The sequence below is a fragment of the Actinophytocola sp. genome (genome assembly GCF_035762905.1).
GTDB lineage: Bacteria > Actinomycetota > Actinomycetes > Mycobacteriales > Pseudonocardiaceae > DASYTH01.
Window position 1 is genome coordinate 22,214 of record NZ_DASUCC010000046.1, and the last position, 18,932, is coordinate 41,145.

At 70.6% G+C, this 18,932-nt stretch carries 18 protein-coding genes and 1 pseudogene; 8 read left to right on the top strand and 11 right to left on the bottom strand.

Annotated elements, in window-relative coordinates; translation table 11 throughout:
* Window positions 1-57: 57 nt before the first annotated feature.
* The 4 genes from VFV67_RS09185 to VFV67_RS09200 all read left to right on the top strand — a co-directional run bounded on the left by VFV67_RS09185 (window position 58) and on the right by VFV67_RS09200 (window position 3,763).
* The gene (locus VFV67_RS09185) at window positions 58-1,128 is read left to right on the top strand and encodes a hypothetical protein (protein WP_326468774.1); all 1,071 of its coding nucleotides are present in this window, start codon (window positions 58-60) and stop codon (window positions 1,126-1,128) included.
* 472 nt (window positions 1,129-1,600) lie between these two features.
* Complete coding sequence (locus VFV67_RS09190; protein WP_326468775.1) at window positions 1,601-1,960, top strand: hypothetical protein; 360 nt, start codon at window positions 1,601-1,603, stop codon at window positions 1,958-1,960.
* 20 nt (window positions 1,961-1,980) lie between these two features.
* Window positions 1,981-3,255 (top strand): RNA polymerase sigma factor, encoded by a 1,275-nt coding sequence (locus tag VFV67_RS09195; RefSeq protein ID WP_326468777.1) that lies wholly within the window; start codon window positions 1,981-1,983, stop codon window positions 3,253-3,255.
* 10 nt (window positions 3,256-3,265) lie between these two features.
* A complete protein-coding gene (locus VFV67_RS09200) occupies window positions 3,266-3,763 on the top strand; it encodes a GNAT family N-acetyltransferase (protein ID WP_326468778.1) in 498 nt (165 codons plus the stop codon).
* A 1,113-nt stretch (window positions 3,764-4,876) separates the two neighbouring features.
* Here the strand turns inward: VFV67_RS09200 and VFV67_RS09205 are convergent.
* Window positions 4,877-5,971, bottom strand: coding sequence for a helix-turn-helix transcriptional regulator (locus VFV67_RS09205; RefSeq protein WP_326468780.1), 1,095 nt, complete (start codon window positions 5,969-5,971; stop codon window positions 4,877-4,879).
* A gap of 621 nt (window positions 5,972-6,592) precedes the next feature.
* Here VFV67_RS09205 and VFV67_RS09210 point away from each other — a divergent pair.
* Window positions 6,593-7,093 (top strand): hypothetical protein, encoded by a 501-nt coding sequence (locus VFV67_RS09210; RefSeq protein WP_326468782.1) that lies wholly within the window; start codon window positions 6,593-6,595, stop codon window positions 7,091-7,093.
* A 10-nt stretch (window positions 7,094-7,103) separates the two neighbouring features.
* Here the strand turns inward: VFV67_RS09210 and VFV67_RS09215 are convergent, their stop codons facing one another.
* Complete coding sequence (locus tag VFV67_RS09215) at window positions 7,104-8,213, bottom strand: hypothetical protein (protein WP_326468783.1); 1,110 nt, start codon at window positions 8,211-8,213, stop codon at window positions 7,104-7,106.
* Between the two features lie 129 nt (window positions 8,214-8,342).
* Between VFV67_RS09215 and VFV67_RS09220 the strand changes: the two genes are divergently transcribed.
* Window positions 8,343-8,516 carry a hypothetical protein gene (locus tag VFV67_RS09220; RefSeq protein WP_326468785.1) on the top strand — a complete coding sequence of 58 codons (174 nt, stop codon included), beginning with the start codon at window positions 8,343-8,345 and terminating at the stop codon, window positions 8,514-8,516.
* Between the two features lie 82 nt (window positions 8,517-8,598).
* Here the strand turns inward: VFV67_RS09220 and VFV67_RS09225 are convergent, their stop codons facing one another.
* The 7 genes and pseudogenes from VFV67_RS09225 to VFV67_RS09255 all read right to left on the bottom strand — a co-directional run bounded on the left by VFV67_RS09225 (window position 8,599) and on the right by VFV67_RS09255 (window position 15,127).
* The gene (locus VFV67_RS09225; protein ID WP_326468786.1) at window positions 8,599-9,285 is read right to left on the bottom strand and encodes a Crp/Fnr family transcriptional regulator; all 687 of its coding nucleotides are present in this window, start codon (window positions 9,283-9,285) and stop codon (window positions 8,599-8,601) included.
* Between the two features lie 196 nt (window positions 9,286-9,481).
* Window positions 9,482-9,767: pseudogene (locus VFV67_RS09230) on the bottom strand (2OG-Fe(II) oxygenase); the annotation flags it as partial.
* Window positions 9,768-9,794: 27 nt separating this feature from the next.
* Window positions 9,795-11,003 carry an SMP-30/gluconolactonase/LRE family protein gene (locus VFV67_RS09235; protein WP_326468788.1) on the bottom strand — a complete coding sequence of 403 codons (1,209 nt, stop codon included), beginning with the start codon at window positions 11,001-11,003 and terminating at the stop codon, window positions 9,795-9,797.
* Between the two features lie 76 nt (window positions 11,004-11,079).
* Complete coding sequence (locus VFV67_RS09240; protein WP_326468789.1) at window positions 11,080-11,232, bottom strand: hypothetical protein; 153 nt, start codon at window positions 11,230-11,232, stop codon at window positions 11,080-11,082.
* A gap of 91 nt (window positions 11,233-11,323) precedes the next feature.
* A complete protein-coding gene (locus VFV67_RS09245; protein WP_326468790.1) occupies window positions 11,324-12,550 on the bottom strand; it encodes an MFS transporter in 1,227 nt (408 codons plus the stop codon).
* A gap of 64 nt (window positions 12,551-12,614) precedes the next feature.
* Window positions 12,615-14,207: an ABC transporter permease gene (locus tag VFV67_RS09250; protein ID WP_326468791.1), complete on the bottom strand. Its 1,593-nt coding sequence runs from the start codon at window positions 14,205-14,207 to the stop codon at window positions 12,615-12,617.
* The gene (locus tag VFV67_RS09255) at window positions 14,204-15,127 is read right to left on the bottom strand and encodes an ABC transporter ATP-binding protein (protein WP_326468792.1); all 924 of its coding nucleotides are present in this window, start codon (window positions 15,125-15,127) and stop codon (window positions 14,204-14,206) included. The genes VFV67_RS09250 and VFV67_RS09255 overlap by 4 nt, the downstream gene beginning before the upstream one ends.
* Before the next feature lie 93 nt (window positions 15,128-15,220).
* On the opposite strand from VFV67_RS09255, the gene VFV67_RS09260 reads away from it, so the two are divergent.
* Window positions 15,221-15,715 (top strand): GbsR/MarR family transcriptional regulator, encoded by a 495-nt coding sequence (locus tag VFV67_RS09260; RefSeq protein WP_326468793.1) that lies wholly within the window; start codon window positions 15,221-15,223, stop codon window positions 15,713-15,715.
* On the opposite strand, the gene VFV67_RS09265 is transcribed toward VFV67_RS09260, so the two are convergent.
* Window positions 15,704-16,159 carry an SRPBCC family protein gene (locus tag VFV67_RS09265; RefSeq protein ID WP_326468795.1) on the bottom strand — a complete coding sequence of 152 codons (456 nt, stop codon included), beginning with the start codon at window positions 16,157-16,159 and terminating at the stop codon, window positions 15,704-15,706. The genes VFV67_RS09260 and VFV67_RS09265 overlap by 12 nt on opposite strands.
* 81 nt (window positions 16,160-16,240) lie before the next feature.
* Here VFV67_RS09265 and VFV67_RS09270 point away from each other — a divergent pair, with 81 nt between their 5' ends.
* Window positions 16,241-17,911, top strand: a complete 1,671-nt coding sequence (locus tag VFV67_RS09270; RefSeq protein WP_326468796.1) for a DUF885 domain-containing protein — start codon at window positions 16,241-16,243, stop codon at window positions 17,909-17,911.
* Here VFV67_RS09270 and VFV67_RS09275 read toward each other — a convergent pair.
* Window positions 17,898-18,932, bottom strand: coding sequence for a hypothetical protein (locus VFV67_RS09275; RefSeq protein WP_326468797.1), 1,035 nt, complete (start codon window positions 18,930-18,932; stop codon window positions 17,898-17,900). The genes VFV67_RS09270 and VFV67_RS09275 overlap by 14 nt on opposite strands.

Genomic DNA, 18,932 nt, shown 5'->3' on the forward strand with positions numbered 1-18,932 from the left:
GTCCCTGAGCGCGGCCGGATGTGTCGGCCGCCACCATCGGTCGGTTAGCGTGGTGTGGTGCGTGACGGTGTGCCGCGGACCGGGGTCGGGCGAACCAGGGCCTATCTCGGGCGGTGCCGGGTCGAGGACGTCTGGCGGTGCCGGGAGCGGTTCGGCGGTGTGACCCTGCAGGGCATGGTCGGGCTGCGGATCGCGCGGGCCCTGGACCGGGCCGGTGAGCTGCACGGGGTGGATCTCGACCCGGCGGTGTACCGCAACCGGCCGGTGCCGGCGGCCACCGCGCAGCTGACCCTGCCGGGGCTGGACTGTGCTCCGTTCGACTGGGTGGCGGCGCAGGCCGAGCTGGGGTTGCCGGTGGTGCGCACGGCCGGGGCCAGGATCCGGGTGGGCCGGGTGGACGAGCTGCGTGCGGAGCTGGCCCGGTCGTACCCGGTGGCGGTGTCCGTGGTGCTCGCCCTGGACGCCGGCTGGCTGGGCCGGCGGCACATCGACGCCCTCGAGGAGGCGCTGCGGGCGGCGGACCGGGACGTGTCGTTGCTGTTCGCGGCCGCGTACAACCCACTGGACACGGTGGTGAAGATCGAGTCGTTCCGGCGGCTGCTGCGCTGGGCGGCCGGCGCGCACCGCGACATCGAGCTGCTGCGCACCGATCTGACCGCCTTGCCCGCGGTGATCGAGGGCGCCACGGTGGCCGCGATCGGGTTCAGCACCTCGACCAGGCACCTCGGCATCCCGTTCGGTCCCCGGCAGCGGGAGGCGTTCAACCGACGCAGGCGCAGCCCGCTGGTTTTCGTGCCGCGACTGCTTCATTGGCAACGTGCCAATGTTCTCGGCGCACTCGCCGCCTGGGACGGCGCGGGCGTCACTTATTGCGAGTGTCCGGTGTGCGCCCGGGCCGGGCATGACCTGCTCCGATTCGACACCATTCCGGCCGAACTCGAGCACGAGGTTCGCGATCATGACGAGCACGCGCTGGCCATGGTCATCGATCAGATCATGGCCGCGACGGACCCGGCCGCGGAACTGAAGTTCCGGCGCACCAACGCGGTGCAGCGCGGCCGTTCCATCGCCGCGGCACTGGATGTCGGACTGGACTCGCCGCCGGCCTGGCTGGACGGCTGGAACTGACGATCATCCTGTGGCGCAGGGAATCCCGGTGCACCGTGGGGAGCGCGGTCTACGGTGGGTGATCATCGGTGGTGACGTTCGGTCGCGAATCCGGGGAGCCGGACGGCCGCTTCGTGGCGCCCTGTGATCGTGCGGTCCAGACCATTGACGCAGGTCACCCTATCGGGTGAACGTCAGGTTTCGAATCAACTTCACGTATGTCCGGCCGTGGATTACCTGTCATTGATCTGACCGAACGTGTAGAACCGCTCGGCGACGGATACGCTCCGTTCACCGCTAGATCAGCGAGTCACAGAGAGGTTACGAGTCCGATCGGACATGATGTAGCACTCAAGCGGCGGGAATCCACTCCGGACTCCGACGCACGGCGCGGCTCCCTGCTGGCACAGGGAGCCGCGTGGTTGTTCCGACCCCCCTAGATGATCAAGGAAGAGCAAGAACGTTGGCCAGTGTAGAACCAGAGACGAGGCCCTTGCCAGACGCAAACGCGTCCGGCGAGCGGGCCGTCCGGCGGCTCGTGCACCTGAAGGTGTTCGCCGAACCGGTCGAGCCCGACTACCCACCGGTGCACATCCCCAGACGTCCGGCCCACCGCGAGGACGGATCCTGGCCGCGACTGCTGGCCACCAGGGACGGCTGGCTCTGGCTGGCCGAGCGCACCGTCGGCGGGCTGGCCGCCACCCTGCGCCGGGCGTTCCTGATCATGGTCGGCTTCCTTGCAAGCATCGTGCTGATCGGCCTGGTGTTCGGGTTCACCGCCGTGCTACTCGGCCTGCTGGTCGGCGTCGGGCTGCTGCTGGTGCGGGCAACCGTATTGCTTCCGCGGCGGTGAAGCTGTTCTGATGGGACGCCGTGACGGCGTCCGAGGCAGTGCGCACCATCGAAGCGGTCTGGCGGATCGAGTCGGCTAGGGTCATCGCCGGTCTGGTCCGGATGGTGCGGGACATCGGCCTCGCCGAGGAACTGGCCCAGGACGCCCTGGTCGCGGCGCTGGAGCAGTGGCCGGACGAGGGCATCCCGCGCAATCCCGGCGCCTGGCTGATGACCACGGCCAAACGCCGGGCGATCGACCAGTTGCGCCGCAGGGAGACCCTCGGCCGCAAGCTCGCCGAGCTCGGACACGAGCTGGAGCTGACCGGTCCGGGGACCCGGCCCGACTTCGACGCCGCCGTCGAGGACACCATCGGCGACGACATGCTGCGGCTGATCTTCGTCGCCTGCCACCCGGTGCTGTCCACCGAGGCGCGGGTCGCGCTCACCCTGCGGCTGCTCGGCGGACTGACCACGGACGAGATCGCCCGGGCCTTCCTGGTCCCGGAATCGACCGTGGCGCAACGCATCGTGCGGGCCAAGAAGGCCATCGCCAAGGCCGGGGTCGCGTTCGAGGTTCCCGAGGGCGCGGAGCGGCAGGACCGGCTGTCGTCCGTGCTCGAGGTGATCTACCTGGTGTTCAACGAGGGTTACTCGGCGACCGCGGGCGACGACTGGCTCCGGCCGGCGCTGTGCGCGGACGCGCTGCGCCTCGGCCGGGTCCTGGCCGGGCTGGCGCCGGCCGAGCCGGAGGTGCACGGGCTGGTCGCGCTGATGGAGATCCAGGCGTCCCGCTCGGCGGCCCGCACCGGCCCGGGCGGCGAGCCGATCCTGCTGCTGGACCAGGACCGGTCCCGCTGGGACCGGCTGCTGATCAACCGGGGCCTGGCCGCACTCGACCGGGCGGAGCGGCTGGCCGGTCGGCCCGGCCCGTACACCCTGCAGGCCGCCATCGCCGCCTGCCACGCCCGGGCGCTGTCCGCCGATGAGACCGACTGGGCGCGGATCGCCGGGCTGTACGACGCGCTGGCGGCGCTCGTCCCGTCGCCGGTGGTCGAGCTCAACCGCGCGGTCGCCGTCGGCATGGCGCACGGTCCGGCCGCCGGCCTCGAGCTCGTCGACACCCTCACCACCGACCCCGCGCTCAAGTCCTACCATCTGCTGCCCAGCGTGCGCGGCGATCTGCTGGCCAGGCTCGGCCGGAACGCCGAGGCCCGCACCGAGTTCGAACGCGCCGCCGCGCTGACCCGCAACGAACGCGAGCGAACCCTGTTGCTGGACCGCGCAAACTCTTGTGCCCAGGCGGTTTCTCCCTAACGTGGAAGGTATGAACGAGCTGGAGATCCGGCCAGCGCGCGTGGCCGACCTCGAGTTGTTGACGCAGGCGTTCGGCCAGGGTTACTTCTTCGCCGAACGGTTCGCCGGCCAACAGGAATGCCGTGGGGTGCTGTTCACCGCATGGAAACGTGGCTGCCCGCGGGGCGATGTGTACCTGCGACTGGAGCCCGCCGAAGAACCGGAGATCAGGCTGCGCCTGCCCGGCGTCCCGTTCCTGACCCACCTCGAGGTGCTGGCCGGCCACCGGAACCGGGGGATCGGCACGAAGCTGATCAGGGCGGGCGAGCGGTACCTGCGCGACCTAGGCCACCGCAGGGTCGGGCTCGCGGTCGAGCTGACCAACCTCGACGCGGCCCGGCTCTACCGCCGCCTCGGCTACAGCGCTTGGGGCTTCGGTCCGGTGGTCTGCTACGACCTCCCCGACGGCGACCGGGCGGTGCGGCTGGCGCAACGCTGCGACGTTCTGGTGAAGCGCATTCGCGGCTAGCTGAAGGCAGCGGGTCGAGCCACGCTTCAGCTCGGCACGCAGCTCACCGGGATCGATCCCCTGCTCGACGAACGCGTCGACGTGCCGGCGCCAGCGGGTGCGGTCGGCCCGCCAGGCCCGCAGGTAGCGGACGCACAGCGCCGGGTCGATCAGCTTGCGCCGGCCGCTTGCGGCCCGCAGCGCCGCGATCACCCGGCGCTTGTCCGACTCGTCCCGGCCCATCCCGGGCACCCGGGCGATCAGCTCGTCGATGAACCGCTGCCGGTTGCGCAGAAAGGACTCCCAGTACTCGGCATCGGCGTCCCGGACCCGGCGGCCGTTGTCCAGCAGCCAGAAGATTCCCTCGGCCAGGCAGTCACCGAACTCCTCGGACCGGGCCCGCTGCTCGTTGAACGGGTCGTACGGCCGCTGCTTGGCCTCGCCGGTGACCGCGGTGGGTCGCAGCGCAACGTCGTCAAGCAGGAAGAACCAGTCCTCGTTGTAGATCTTGGGGAAGAACGACCGGAGCAGCGCGGGGCCGGCGGCCAGTGCACCGCCGCCGACGAAGCTGTCCTGGTATCCGCCGGTCGCCCGGTTGGCGTGGCAGACCACGGAGTTGTCCGGGAAGCCCTCGATCGACAGGCCGGCCGCGTCGAACCGGTCCAGCAGTTGCACGGCGTCGGTCAGGTCGTGCGGGCGCGGGATCTCGATGTCGTCGTCGAGGAACACGATCCGCCGCCACCCCAGCACGTTGGCCAGCAGCAGCCCGAAGTTGCGCTTGAAGCTGGTGTCCGTCCGCCGGGGAAACGGGGTGCCGCGCAGGATCGACGTGGTCTGGAACTCCGGCAACAGGCCGCGGGCCTGCCGATCGGTGTCGATCGCGATCAGGTCGGTGCCCATCGGCCTGATCAGGTCGGTCACCGCCGAGGCGGTGGACCACTTGCTGCACAGGGTGACCAGCGTGGCGCCCAGCTCCGCGGCGATCCGGGCGGCGGGTCGCAGGTTGGCCGGGTTGCGGGCGGTCGGGACGATGATCGCGTCCAGCGTCGCGCAGCTCTGCGGAACGTAATCCGCCGCATCGAGCAGGTGCCGGTGTGACGGGTGGTGATGCGGGGAGTGCGTGCGACCGTCCAATCATGCCTCCGGTGGCCACGCGTGCAGTCGAAGGTGCTCCTGGGTCCAGTCCGGGGTGACGACCTGGCCATTCGCGATGAGCACGCGGAACAGGATGCTGAAGTCTTCCTGGTTGGCGAACCGCGCATTGATGTAGCGCTCGTTGCGGTCGCGGAACCGGACATCGGTCAGTGCGCGAACCGCGCCGAACGTCCCGCGCTGGTACATCCCGTTGCAGATGGTGACCGTCCGCTTGACGTTGAACGGGCTCACGCCGTGGTAGAAGTGGGCGACATCCTCGATCAGGATCGCCCGCGTGCCTTCACTGAGCAACTTCGGGCGGTACACCTGCCGGTTCGATCCGTCCAGGACCTCGAAGTAGCCGATACCGGACGACGATTCCAGGTCCCGGCCCTCCTGGCGCAGCGGCAGCTCCAGCCGGCTGAGCACGTCCGCGGTGGCCGGGTTCCAGTCGACGCCACCGAGCAGCACCAGGTGCGAGGTGTAGTCGTCCGGGGTGAGGTCGGGGGCGGCCCGGACGAAGACGTGGCTGTTCGGGTTGACCGACCTGATGTGGCCGTAGACCTCGAGCAGCGCGTCGAGATCCGAGTACCGGTAGCTCTCGACGTGGTCGGGGCTGTCCGAATCGGTGTAGGGCAGGGCCTGCCGGAGATGTTCGGGAAGCTCGGAGCTGACGATGGTGATCGCGTGCGTGTCGGGAAACCGCCACAGGCCGCCGGTCGGTACCTCGGCCGGTCCCGTATTCGCGTGGTTGTCCGCGGCCAGCGCGGCGTTCCGCAGTTCGGTCAGCTCCTCGAGCAGCTCGCGCCGCCGGGTCCGTTCCGGTGCGGTCAACCGGGTCATCTCGATCAGCCGATACGGTCGTTGGGAGACGGATCGCTCGGTGGCGAAGAACGTCGCATACGATTCGAGCCGCTCCTCCGGCGGGATAGCCGGCTTGTTGGGGTTCTCCCAGGCCGAGATCAGCGGCGGGCTGACGTCCAGTGCGTTACCCAGCTCGCGCTGGGTGACGGCCCGGCCCGGCCAGCCGTGCTGGCGCAGCGACCGGAGCCGGTCGGCGAGAACCCGGACCGGGTCGAACGACGACTGCTGCACGGCGCCGTCTCCTTAACTTCAGTGATGCGCTGAAGTTGGTTGGGTTCAGCTTAGGCCTGTGAGCTGCAGAATGGGGCTAGCGCTGGTCGAACCTAACTTAAGTGAAACATGTGAATCCGCTCAACGCCATGCATCTGTCCACTATCTGACCAGGTATCGGTTGGTCAGGCCATCTTGTCTGACCAGGTGACAGAGCTTACGCTACCCCCATAGAAACTTCACAAGTACCTTCACTTACTTCACTGAAGTTCAGCACTCCCCGGACGAGACCCTCTGGATCGTCGCTGCTCACGGCTACACCCCCGAGTCGTTTTGAGAGTCGAAGGTGAGGACAAGATCATGATCCGGTCAACCGTACGCACCCTGGGCCCACCGTTGTCCCCGTCTCAGCGCCCCGGCAAGAGCCGCGCTGGGACGGTCGGCGAGCAATGAGCTCCCGGCAGGGTCGCCATGAACACCCTGCAGCCCATCCTCCCATTGCACCGCACGATGGTCGCGGTTGACATTGAGGGCTCGACGAGGAGGACCAACACCGCTCGGGCGCGCCTGCGCCGGGCTATGTACGACTTGCTGCACCGGTCTCTGGAGCTGAGTGGGATCGGTGACCGGCATTACGACCCGATGCTCGACCGCGGAGACGGTGCCATCCTGGCCATCCACCCGGTCGACCACGTGCCCAAGACGTTGCTGCTGACCAGGTTCGTCCCGGTGCTGTGCGCCCTGCTCGCCAAGCACAACGAGGCCGCGCCGGAGCACGGGTATCGGTTCCGGCTTCGGGTCGCCCTGCACGCTGGGGAGATCCACTACGACAGCCGCGGGCTGTTCGGTGAGGACATCGACATCACCTGCCGGCTGGTGGATGCCCCGGAGTTGAAGGAGAAACTCCGGCTGACCGTCGCCCCGCTGGCCCTGGCCGTGTCCGAGGGCCTGTACCGCTCGGTGATCCGGCACGGCTACGACGGCATCGACGAGACCGCGTTCGAGCCCCTGGTGCGGTTGGACATCGGCGGCCGGCGGCAATGCGGCTGGGTCTACGTGCCCGGAGACGTCGCACCGGTGATCGAGGCCCTCCCCCGCCGGGAGGACGAGGGCGTTCGGCACCCCGAGCCGCTCGGCGAATGAACCGGCCGGTTCAGTACCCGTCGCCCGAGTCCGAGGACCACCGGATTCCGTAGGCCCGACCGGGGGTCAATTGCCGAAAGATGGCGCGCACCTCGCCGGCGACGTTGGACCAGAGGGTTTCGCCTGCGGGGGTGGGATCGTCCACGTCCCGCTGGAATGCGTCGGACAGCCGCCAGATGCGCTCCGGGAGCTTGTCGAGGTCGAACCGGACACGCAGTTCGAACAGGTCGGTCCGGTGTTTGGGTACGCACACGAAATGCGGCTGCATGTGTCCATTTGGGACGCGGTAGCGCAGGGCGAAGTCGTATCGTTGCTCGCGTCGAAGCTCGTCGGGCAGGGCGAGGACCAAACCGAATCTGTCCTTCGATTCGAGTGTTTTCTTGATCAGAGTACCGCCATAGAAGACGTCGATGGTCAGCTCCTCGACGTGGACCTGCTCGCACTTTTCCGGGCCCGCGGTCAGGGTCATGGCGAGATCGAGCTCGGTCAGATGATCACGTTCGGCGACCACCCTGCGGAGTTCGAATACCTCCGGTACGGGTTGGTCGAGCGCCAATGAGATCTTCAGCTCGTCGGTGTGCCATCCGGTCGCCGAAACTTCCGCCGGACCGGTGCCGGTGCCGCCGATCAGGCTGGCTGCCAGTTCGGCGATTCGGTCGATTCCCTCGTCGATCCGGCGCCGCGCGGTGCGGTCGTCGCGGTGAATGCGTTCCGCGGCCCACCGGACGCGATCCTGATAGAACGGCAGCCGGGCGTCCCGATCGATTCCGAACGCGGCCATCAGGGTGACCCGCAGGTCCTCGGGTAAGCCGCTGGCCAGGCTCTCCAGCCGGTCGGCCACCTTGCGCCGGATCTCGGCCGGCCCGTCGCCGTCGACCACCCCACACACTTCCCGCAGCGCCGGGCCCACGCGGTCGCTGATCTGCCCCACGTAGAGACCGCGACCTTTACGGAGAGTCCGCAATTCGGTGACGAGTTTGGCGAAAAGTCCCTCCATTGGTCCTCCGGTCCAGACCTGATTCGGCGCCGCACGCGCGCCGAGTGTACGGGGCGCGGGCGACCGTCCCCTCGCCACGCCGCGCGAGTTCAACGGCACGTGATCATGCCACTTCCGGATCATGCCAGACCGCGCGGATCTCGAGTGAGCCAAACGACACACAGCGTGGGTGTCGTTTGACATCGCACCCACCGCCGGAACAAAAGATCATCTCAATAGGGGACCGGGGAGCGAAATCGAAGGAGCGATTCGATGAAGGTGATCTTCACGTTTTCAGCGGCCCTTCGGTTGGCCTTCTGGCTGTTCCTACTGGGCGTGGTCCTCGGTTTGGCCCTGCGCGTTCCGGCCGCCGGAGAACCACAGCAACCCGTCGATCCAGGCCCATCGTCGGTCGACGCCCGGGTGCTGCCCGCGCCGGCCTACTAGTCGGGGAGGGAGGTGCGCCGTGCAGATCCACGCGTGATGCCGGTGCCGGCCGGCCGGAGCGAATCCGGCCGGCCGATTCCCGTCATTCCGAACGGGCGAGCGCCTCGAGCACGTCCGGCTGGACGATCACGATCCGCCGCCGGTGCGTGCTCACCACCCGCCGTTCCCGGAGCACCGCGAGGGACCTGGCGACGGTGCGCCGGGACGCGCCGATCCGGTTGGCGATGTCCTGCTGCGACAACGGCATCCGCAGGGTCAGGCCGTCCCGCTCGACCACGCCGTGCTGCCGGGCGAGCCGCAGCAGGAACACGGCCACCCGCTGGGCCACGTCCAGCGCCGCGAAGTCGACCCGCGCGTTCTCCGCCTCGCGCAGCCGTTCGGCCAGCTGCCGGATCACCGCGAACGCGATATTGGGCCGGGTGCGCACGCTGTCCCGCAGCTGCGCGCTGGTCAGCTGCATCGCGACCACCGGTTCCAGGGTCTGCACCGTGCTGACCCGCGGCCCGACGTGCAGGGCCGCCTGGTCGCCGACCACGTCCCCGGGGCCGCGCAGCGCGACCAGGATCTCGTGCCCGTTGGCCGTGCTGGAGAACACCCGCACCCACCCGGACATCAGCACCAGGGCGTGATCGGTCGGATCGCCCTGCCGGAGCAGGACCTCCCCGACGCCGAACGTGCGCCGAACCCCCAGACCGAGCAGAAAATCCCGGTCGGTTGCCTCCAGGTAGGCCAGCAAAGACCCCGCGACCGGGGAATCGTCAACCGCCACAGTGGTCAAGTATCGGGCCCATGCGCCGAGAAGTCCGTCCCTGCCGACCACAGGAACGGACTTCCCGGCGGTAATCCCCCAGCACCTCCCGACCCTCGGGTAGTCGGTGGGCGTCGGCGTCCCCTCCGCGAGCTTCGCGGCAAAGCCGTGCTGGCGCAAGAGCATCGGCAGGACAAAAAGCGTGTGGACGCGGTACTCAGGCGGCGTCGTGGAACACCAGACCGAGCGTGTGCCGGATACCGGAACGCACGAGGCTCACCTCGTGCCGGACCGGTGCGGCGGACCACCCCCTGGCCGAGCGCACCGGCCGGTCCCGGGTGGTGAAGATCAGCCCGTGGCCCTGCGGCAGCAGGGCCACGCGACTGGGCCCGGGGCCGTTGTTCCACCGACAGGAACTCCCCGCCGGTGTGGTCCACGCCGGGTTCGTCCAGGCCGATCACCACCTGCAGCGGGAGCACCAGATCGCCGTACAGGTCGCGGTGCCCCGCTGGCGGGAATCGGCCGTGCGGTCAGCTCACCGGCAGCGGCAGACCGGGCACCGGAAGCCGGGCGTCCAGGCAGGAGATCTTCGCCCGCACCGCTCCGGTCGGGCTCGCCTCGCCCGCGGAGTTCGGGAAGTTGTCCCGCCGCGCACCGTCCGAGTGCGTCACGCACAGCCGGTTTCCGGTCAGGAACGGGCTGGTCGGGAACTCCATCGGCCCGGTGTTGCGCAGCCGGGTGCCGGCGTCCGGCGCGTTGCGGAACACCTCGACGGCCTGCCCGTGCGGGGTGACCACGACGATCGCGTTGCGTTCGTTGGCGGTGGTCCAGATGTTGCCGGCCCGGTCGAGCGCGATGCCGTCGGCGCCGTCCAGGTACGGGTGCACGACCAGGATGTTGGTCAGGCACAACGTGTTCGGGGTGAACGTGGTGTCGCACCCGGTCGGGCTGCGCAGCGCGCCGCGCCGGTCGAAGGTGACCCGCCAGATCGCGCCGCGGGCCGTGTCGGCGACCAACAGCGTCCCGTCCCGGGTGAACGCCAGACCGTTGGCCACCAGGTGCTGCGAGCCGGCGGTGTCCGCCGCGGCGCGCCCGTTGTCGGTGATCGTGACCTGCCCGGGCGGCAGTCCGCGCACGTCCCGGCCGACGCCGCCGACCCCGTTCGCCACGTTGACGTCGCTGACCATCGGCTGCACCCGGAACACCTCGGTGGGCACGCCGTCGGACCCGACCCGCCACACCCGGCCCTGGCCGGTGCCGCCGTCGGACACCCACAGCGCGCCGGCGCGGTCGAACGCCAGACCGTTGGAGCCGGGCACGCCGGCGGCGAACACGGTCGAGGTGGGCGGGTTGGCCGCGTCCGGGGTGAACACGTGCACCCGGCCGCTGTCGGCCACGTACAGCCGGCCGCGGGCGTCGAACGCGATGCCGGCCGGGTTGCACGGCGCCGGGATGTTGCCGACCACCACCGGGTCGCCACCGGAGCTGGAGATCCGCCAGACCGGGCAGAACGGGTCGCCGCCGCGCGCCGCCGAGTACAGGTTGCCGGACCGGTCGCCGGTCAGCCCCTCGACGGCGAGCGGTGCCGGGAAGACCGTGGTGAACGTGGCGGCACGGCCGAGCGAGGCGAGCGCGGCGGGTTCGGCGCCGGGTTCCGCGGGCGCGGTTCCGACGGCGTCCCCGGTCATGAGCACCGATCCGGCGACGATGGCCGTGGCGAGCGTGGCGAGGAGTTTCATCCGGTTTCTCCCTGCATGCGCTGGTTCGAAATGTCCGAATGTTGCCTAGCGGATACGCACGGTGCAAGACAACGGTTCAGCGCTTCGGGTGATCTACCGGGCTGTTCTGACGTTCCGTGATGGCCCGCTCCTCGGCCAGGATCCGGTCCAACAGCGCCGCCGCGCGCCGCAGCCGCCAGATCAACAACAGCGTGACGGCCACAGCGAGGCTGATCCAGAATGCCATCATCGCGTTACTCGGTCCTGCCCCAGAGGATCCTTGTCAATGCACGGTAGCCCTTTCGGGCTAGTTCTGAGAACACCCACTCAGGTGGTTGTGGTTATCGCACGTTCCGATCGGGGAGGGACTCCCGGGCGAACAGCCACACCACCGCCGCCGCCAGGTACAGCGCCCCGGTCAGGCCGAACGCGGCGGCGTAGGAGAACCGGTCGACCAGCAGTCCGGCGGCCAGCGGGCCGATCACCGCACCCACGTCCATGGTCATCTGCGACACGGCAAGCACCTGACCGCCGCGGGCCCGCGAGCCGATCACGTCCGCGATCGCGGCCTGCTGCGGCGGGCTGAGCAGGCCGGTGCCCAGTCCGGCGACCACGGTCGCGACCGCGAACACCGGCACCGTGTCGGCCAGGCCGACCCAGATCGTGCCGGCACCGGCCAGCACCAGACCGGCGAGCACAAGCGGCTTGCGCCCCCAGTGGTCGGACAGCCGGCCGGACAGCGGCAGCATCGCCACGTTGGCGGCGGCGAACACGGCGAACGCGGTGCCGGCGAAGGCCTCCTCGCGGTGCAGCACCTCGATCACGAACAGCGGGGTGAGCGCCACCCGGACGCCGAACGCGGTCCACCCGTTGGCGAAGCCGGACGCCAGCGCGGCCAGGTAGGTGCGGTCCCGCAGCGCCACGCCGAGCCGGGCGACCGGGACGTCGGCGGAGTCGTCGGCGGCCAGCAGGGTGGAGCGCCGCAGGAAGAACCACACGATCGCGCCGGCCACCAACAGCGTCGCGGCGTACACCACGAACGGCGCCCGCAGCGAGATCGCGATCAGCCCGCCGCCGATCAGCGGGCCGGTCAGGTTGCCGAGCAGGAAGCCGGTGCCCCACAGCCCGGAGGCCCGGCCGCGCAACGGCGCCGGGGTCACCCGGATCAGCAGGCCGAACGCGGACACCGTGAACATGGTCGAGCCGATGCCGGACAGCGTGCGCAGCACGAGCAGGTGCCAGTAGGCCGTGGCCAGGGCACAGGCGCCGGTGGTCACCGCCACGATGAGCAGGCCGGCGAGGTAGACCCGCCGCTCGCCCAGCATGGTCACCAGCCGGCCGCTGGCCGGCGCGAAGGCCAGCCGGGCGAAGGCGAAGCTGCTGATCACGATGGACGCGGCGGTGACGCTCACGTCGAAGCCGCGGGCGAAGGTCGGCAGCGCCGGCGCCACCAGGGCGAACCCGACGGCGATCACGAAGTTCGCCGCGACGATCACCCAGACCTCGCGCGGCAGCCGCTTCGCGGGCGTGCCGGGACGCGTCGGCTCCACCCCGGTCGTCGCGCTCACGCTGGCGTCAACCCCGGTGGGTGCCCGCCGCATTCCTGCGGGCACCCACGGGTCGAGCAGATGTTCAGCCGATGTCCCTGCGGCGCAGGCCGGCGAACCCGGCCGCGACGCCGGCCACCGTGACCAGCGCCAGCCACACCAGCGGGACCGCGCTGAACTCGGTGCCGGGCAACTTCGGCGTGTGCGTGAACGGCGAGACGTCCATCACCCACTGGTCCAGCCCGACGATCGGACCGATCAGGCCGATCAGCACGAACGCCGACAGCGCCGCCCAGCCGGCCACGCTGTACTGCGGTACCAGGCCGAACGCGGCGAACGCGATGCCGGTGAGCACGCACGCGGCCGGCAGTTGGGCCAGTGCCGCGCCGAACACCCGGCCGAACTGGTCCAGGTCGGTGGTCGCCCCGTAGGACAGACCGGCGGCCAGACCCGCGGTCAGCAGCAGCGCGGCCGACCCGCCGAGGGCGATGCCGAGGTGACTGAGCGCCCACCGGGTCCGGCTGACCGACGTGGCCAGCACCGGCTCGGCGCGCAGCGCGGTCTCCTCGGCCCGCAACCGCAGCGCGGCCTGGATCCCGAACGCGGCGACGATCATCGCCAGGAAGCCCATCTCGGTGGCCATGAACGCGTCGGTGAGACCCTGCTGGCCGCCCAGCTTGGTGATCATCTCCCGGGCCTGCTCGCTGTCCGCGAGGCTGCCGACGTTGGCCGCGATTCCGCCGAACACCAACCCGGCGACCACGAACCCGACCGTCCAGCCGAGCAGCGCGCCGCGCTGCAATCGCCAGGCCAGCGCCAGCGGGCTGGCCAGCCCGGCCGCGCCGCGCGCCGGTCCGGGCCGGTCGGGCAGCAGCCCCGCGCCCATGTCCCGCCGGGCCACCAGGGCGAACGCCCCGGCGGAGCACGCCAGCGCGAACAGCAGCGGGATCAGCAGTACCCACCACCGGTCGCCGGCGAACGGCCGGACCTGCGCGGTCCAGCCGAGCGGGGACAGCCAGGAGAACCAGGACGGGCCGCCGTCGCCGGTCGAGTCGCCGATCGCGCGGATCAGGTAGGCCGCGCCGAGCACCGCCGTCGCGATCCCGGTCGCGGTCCGGGCGCCGCTGGTCAGCTGGGCGGCCACGGCGGCCACCGCGGCGAACACGATCCCGGTCGCGGCCCAGGCCAGCCCGAAGGCGAACGCGCCGGACGCCGGCAGGCCGGGGCTCATCAGCCCGAGCGCGCTCAGCACGCCGAGCACCAGGCTGGCTCCGAACGAGACGATCAGTGCGGCGGTGAGCGGGGCGTACCGGCCGACCACGGTCGAGCCGATCAGCTCCAGCCGGCCGGTCTCCTCCTCCGCTCTGGTGTGCCGGACGGTGACGATGATCGTCAGCACGGCCACCATCGCGGCGCCGAGCGCGATCAGCTTGTACAGGCTGATCGCGCCGAGCGAGGTCGGGTCGAAGATCCACCCGTACAGCGCCAGCAGCGACGGGTTGGCGTTCGAGCCGGTGGCCAGCGCCACCCGGGACTCGACCGTCGGGTAGAGCCCGACCGAGGCCGCCGCCGAGCTGTACGCGAACGCGGCGAACACCAGGATCCACGCCGGCAGCAGGATCCGGTCCCGGCGCAGCGCCAGCCGCACCAGCGACCAGGTTCCGATGAACGCGGTCATGACGAGATCACCGCCGGGCGGCCGGTTTCCTTGGCCAGGTCGTCGGAGTAGTGCCGGAGGAACAGCTCCTCGAGCGTGGGCGGCTGGCTGGTCAGGCTGCGCACGCCGACCTGGGTGAGCAGGCGCAGCACCTGGTCGAGGTCCTTGGTGTCCACGTCGAACCGCACCCGGGTGCCCTCGACCTGCAGGTCGTGCACGCCGGGCAGGTTGCTCAGGCCGTCCGGCGAGGCGGCCAGCTCGGCGGTGATCGCGGTGCGGGTCAGGTGGCGCAGCTCGGCCAGCGTGCCGGTCTCCACCGTGCGGCCCTGCCGGATGATGCTCACCCGGTCGCACAGCGCCTCCACCTCGGCCAGGATGTGGCTGGACAGCAGCACGGTGCGCCCGGCGCGGCGTTCCTCGTTGATGCAGTCCTGGAACACCGACTCCATCAACGGGTCCAGCCCGGAGGTCGGCTCGTCCAGGACCAGCAGCTCGACGTTGGACGCGAGCGCGGCGACCAGGGCCACCTTCTGCTTGTTCCCCTTGGAGTAGGCGCGGCCCTTCTTGGTCGGGTCGAGGTCGAACCGGTCGAGCAGGTCGGTCCGGCGCTGCTCGTCGAGCCCGCCGCGCAGCCGGCCGAGCAGGTCGATCACCTCGCCGCCGGTCAGGGTCGGCCACAGTGACACGTCGCCGGGCACGTAGGCCAGCCTGCGGTGCAGGGTGACGGTGTCCCGCCACGGGTCGCCGCCGAGCAGCCGGGCCTCGCCGGCGTCGGCCCGCAACAGGCCGAGCAGGATCCGGATCGTGGTCGACTTGCCGGAACCGTTGGGTCCGAGGAACCCGTGTACTTCCCCCTGGTGCACCGTCAGGTCGAGACCGTCGAGCGCGCGCGTCCGGCCGAACGTCTTGACCAGGCCGGACACGGAGATTGCGGTTGTCATGGCACCGAAGCTACACTCATTTCACAAAGTTGTGAAGTTAGGAAAACATGTGAAGGCTCGGGCACCGTCCGGCCGGATGGCGAAGGTGGGAAGGTGACCGAACACCCCAGCGGAGCCCGCGACGACCCGGCCGTGGCCCGGTTCGTCGAACGGCTCGCGCTCGTCCTGACCGACGCCGGCATACCGCGGATGCCGTCCCGGGTGTTCGCCCTCCTGCTGGCCACCGAGAGCGGCAAGGCCACCGCGAGCGAGCTGTGCGAGGCGCTGCACGTGAGCCCGGCGGCCATCTCCGGCGCCGTGCGCTATCTGGACCATGTCGGGCTGATCGTCAAGGCGCGCGATCCCGGTGAGCGCCGCGATCACTACGAGGTGACCGACGACCTGTGGTATGAGGCGTTCGCCAACCGGGACAAGCTCATGCAGGGCTGGATCGACGCGCTGTCCGAGGGCATGACCGCGGTCGGTCCGGCCACCCACGCCGGCCGCCGGCTCGGCCAGACCCAGCGGTTCATCGAGTTCCTGCTCAAGGAGATGGTCACGATGCGGGAGCGCTGGCGGGCCCAGGAGCAGGACGGCTCACCGGGCTGAGCCGCGCTCGGCGAACCGCACCAACCGCCTGGCCAGCAGCACGATCATCAGGCGCAGCGCCGCCCGCGCCACCGGACCGGATCCGCGCACCAGCTCGGTGAAGCTGCCTCGCCACACCAGATCGGTGCCGCCGTCCGGGCGCGGGGTCAGCTCCAGCTCACCCCGGTAGTCCCGCACCGGCATCCGGCTCCGCATGACATAGGCGTGCCGGCGGTCCGGCTCGTAGGTCACCGTCTCCTCCCGCACCAGTAACGGGCGCAGGCCGAGGGCGCGCACCGCGCCGATCCCGGCGGGTGCCGGATCGCCCTGACGCTCCCAGAACGAATGCGGGATCAGCGCCCACCGCGACCACTGGCTGCCGTCCGCCTCCAACGCGAACAGGGTGGCCGGGGCGGCGCTGCTGCGCGCGGTGACCTCGAAGGTGAACCGCCGGGGTTCTGGCATCTGGTACCTCCGCTTGGCATGGGGTGCCGGGGATTCTGCCGCCCTAGGTTGGAGTTGGTCACCCGAGCTGAGGGGAATTTCATGCCGAACGAGGTTGCCGCGCTCGCCGACGAGATGCTCGACATCGTGTTCCGTGCCCAGCCGCTGGACGCCACCCTCTACGGCCTGTCCGGCTACGACGACCTGTTGCCGACCGTGTCCGAAGAGGCCGAAGCCGCCCTGCGGGCCCGCGCCGTGAGCGTGGCCGAGCGGGCCGCCGCCATCGAGGACGCCACGCTCTCCGACGAGGACGCGGTGACAAGGGCCGTGGTGGAGCAGCAGGCCCGGGCCCAGGTCGACCGGCTGGACGTCCGGCTGGTCGAGTACACGATCGCCGGCTGGTTCATCAGCCCGGCGGCCGAACTGCTCGCCCTGCTTCCGGTGTTCCCGCTGTCGGACGCCGACCGGGCCGCCGCGTACGTCGCCCGCCTTGCCGCCATTCCCGGTTACCTCGCCGCCGTCACCGAGCGGCACCGGGTCGGCATCGCGGCCGGCCGCCGCCCGGTCCGACGGCTGGTCCGGTCCGCGATCACGCTGATCGACCGGTACCTGTCCGGTGCGGACGCCGACCCGCTGCTGCGCGAGCCGATCGCCGATCCCGGCCTGGCCGCCCAGCGCGAGCGGGTGATCGCCGACACGGTCCGGCCGGCCTTCGCCGCCTACCGCGACGCGCTGGCCGGCGAGATCATCGCGCACGGCCGGCCGGACGAGCGGCCCGGAGCGTGCTGGCTGCCCGACGGCGAGGACACCTACGCCCGACTGTCCACAATGTTCACGACGACCAACCGCACGCCGGAGGAGCTGCACCGGACCGGGCTCGAGGTGATGGCCGCCCTGACCGACGAGTACGCCGAGATCGGGCAGCGGGTGTTCGGGATCAGCGACCGCCAGCAGATCTTCCACCGGATGACCACCGATCCGGCCCTGCGCTGGACCGGGCCGGACGAGCTGCTCGGCACGGCCATGCGGACCGTCGAGCGCGCCGAGCGGGCCGCGCCCAGCTGGTTCGGCCGGCTGCCCAGCCAGCCGTGCACGGTCGAGCCGGTGCCCGCCGTCGAGGCGCCAAGCGTCGCCGCCGCCTACTACCGCAACCCGTCGCTGGACGGCACCCGGCCCGGGATCTACTACGCCAACACCGACCGGGCGCAGCAGCGCGACCGGTTCACCGCCGAGGTCATCGCGTTCCACGAAGCCGTGCCCGGGCACCACTTCCAGCACACCATCGCCCAGGAACTGGCCCACCTGCCGATGCTGCGCCGGGTCATCCTGATCACCCCCTACACCGAGGGCTGGGGCCTCTACACCGAACGCCTTGCCGACGAGATGGGGCTGTACTCCACCGATCTGGACCGGTTGGGCATGCTGGCCATGGACTCGCTGCGCGCCGGGCGCCTCGTGGTGGACACCGGCCTGCACGCCAAGGGCTGGACCCGCGCGCAGGCCGTGGCCTACCTGCGGGACAACACGCCCCTGTCGGACCTGGAGATCGGCAACGAGGTGGACCGCTACGTCGGCTACATCGGGCAGGCGCTGGCCTACATGGTCGGCCGGCTGGAGATCCAGCGGGTGCGCGCCCGGGCCGAACAGGCGCTGGGGCCGGCGTTCGACATCCGCGCGTTCCACGACATGGTGCTGGCCGACGGATCGCTGCCGCTGACCGTGCTGGACGACGTGGTGGCCAGGTGGACCGCCGGGCGGCTCACCCCAGCTTGAGCGTCGTCAGGATCTCCTCGGCCAGCGGGTCGGGCAGTCCTGGCGGGGATGCCGGACCACCGGCCAGATCGTTCACCACGACCAGCATCCGGACCGCGGCGAGCTTGCCGCCCTCCTCGATCCCGACGCCGACGATGGCCACCTCGCCCGAGGTCGCCTCGCACTCGGCGTTGTTCGGCGTGACCGTCAGCTTGATCGTCATGGTGGCCGCGTCCTTCCCGTCCACCGTGGTGGGTTTCGGCTGCGGCGTGTCCAGCTTCGGGTTGCGGTAGTACTCGTTGGCGAACGAGGTGGCGAAGTCGGTGACCGTCTTGTTCACGTCCAGCTCGGCGCCGCTCTTGCTGGACACCTCACCGGCGGCGGAGAAACCGCGGAAGTAGTTGCTGCCGCCGCAGTCGTAGGAGCCGAACAGGGCGCGCTGGTGGAAGTCCACCCCGAGGCCGCTCGGCTGGGACCGGCCGTCCGGCTTCCAGTCCTCCGGAACCTGGTAGCTGGCCCCGCCGGGCAGCGGGATCGCCACCCAGCCGTCCTTGGCGTCCGGCGCGCGGGTGGCCGGCGGCAACCGGCGGGACGACCCCGGCGCGCTCCGGGAGGTGGCCGGCGGCCGGCTGGACGAGGTCTGCCCGCCTGCGGTCGGCGACGGGTCGTCGGAGCCGCGGTTCATCAGCACGATGGTCACCACGGTGCCGACCGCCGCCACGATCGCGACCACGCTGACGATGATCGGCCAGCGGTTGCGCTTGGGCGGCTCGGGCGGGCCGAATCCGGTCTGGTAGGCCGGATACGCCTGGGTCTGCGGGCCGTACGGGTTGCCGCCGTAGGGATCCACGCCGCCGTACTGCTGCTGTCCGTAGGGATCCGTGCCGCCGTACTGCTGTTGTGCGTAGGGATCCGCGCCGTACTGACCGCCGCCGTACTGTCCGGGTGTGCCGCCGCCGTACTGGCCGCCGTAGGGGTCCGGCTGCTGGGGATTCCAGCCACCGCCGTGGCCGCCGCCCTCGTTGCCCTGCCATCCAGTCAC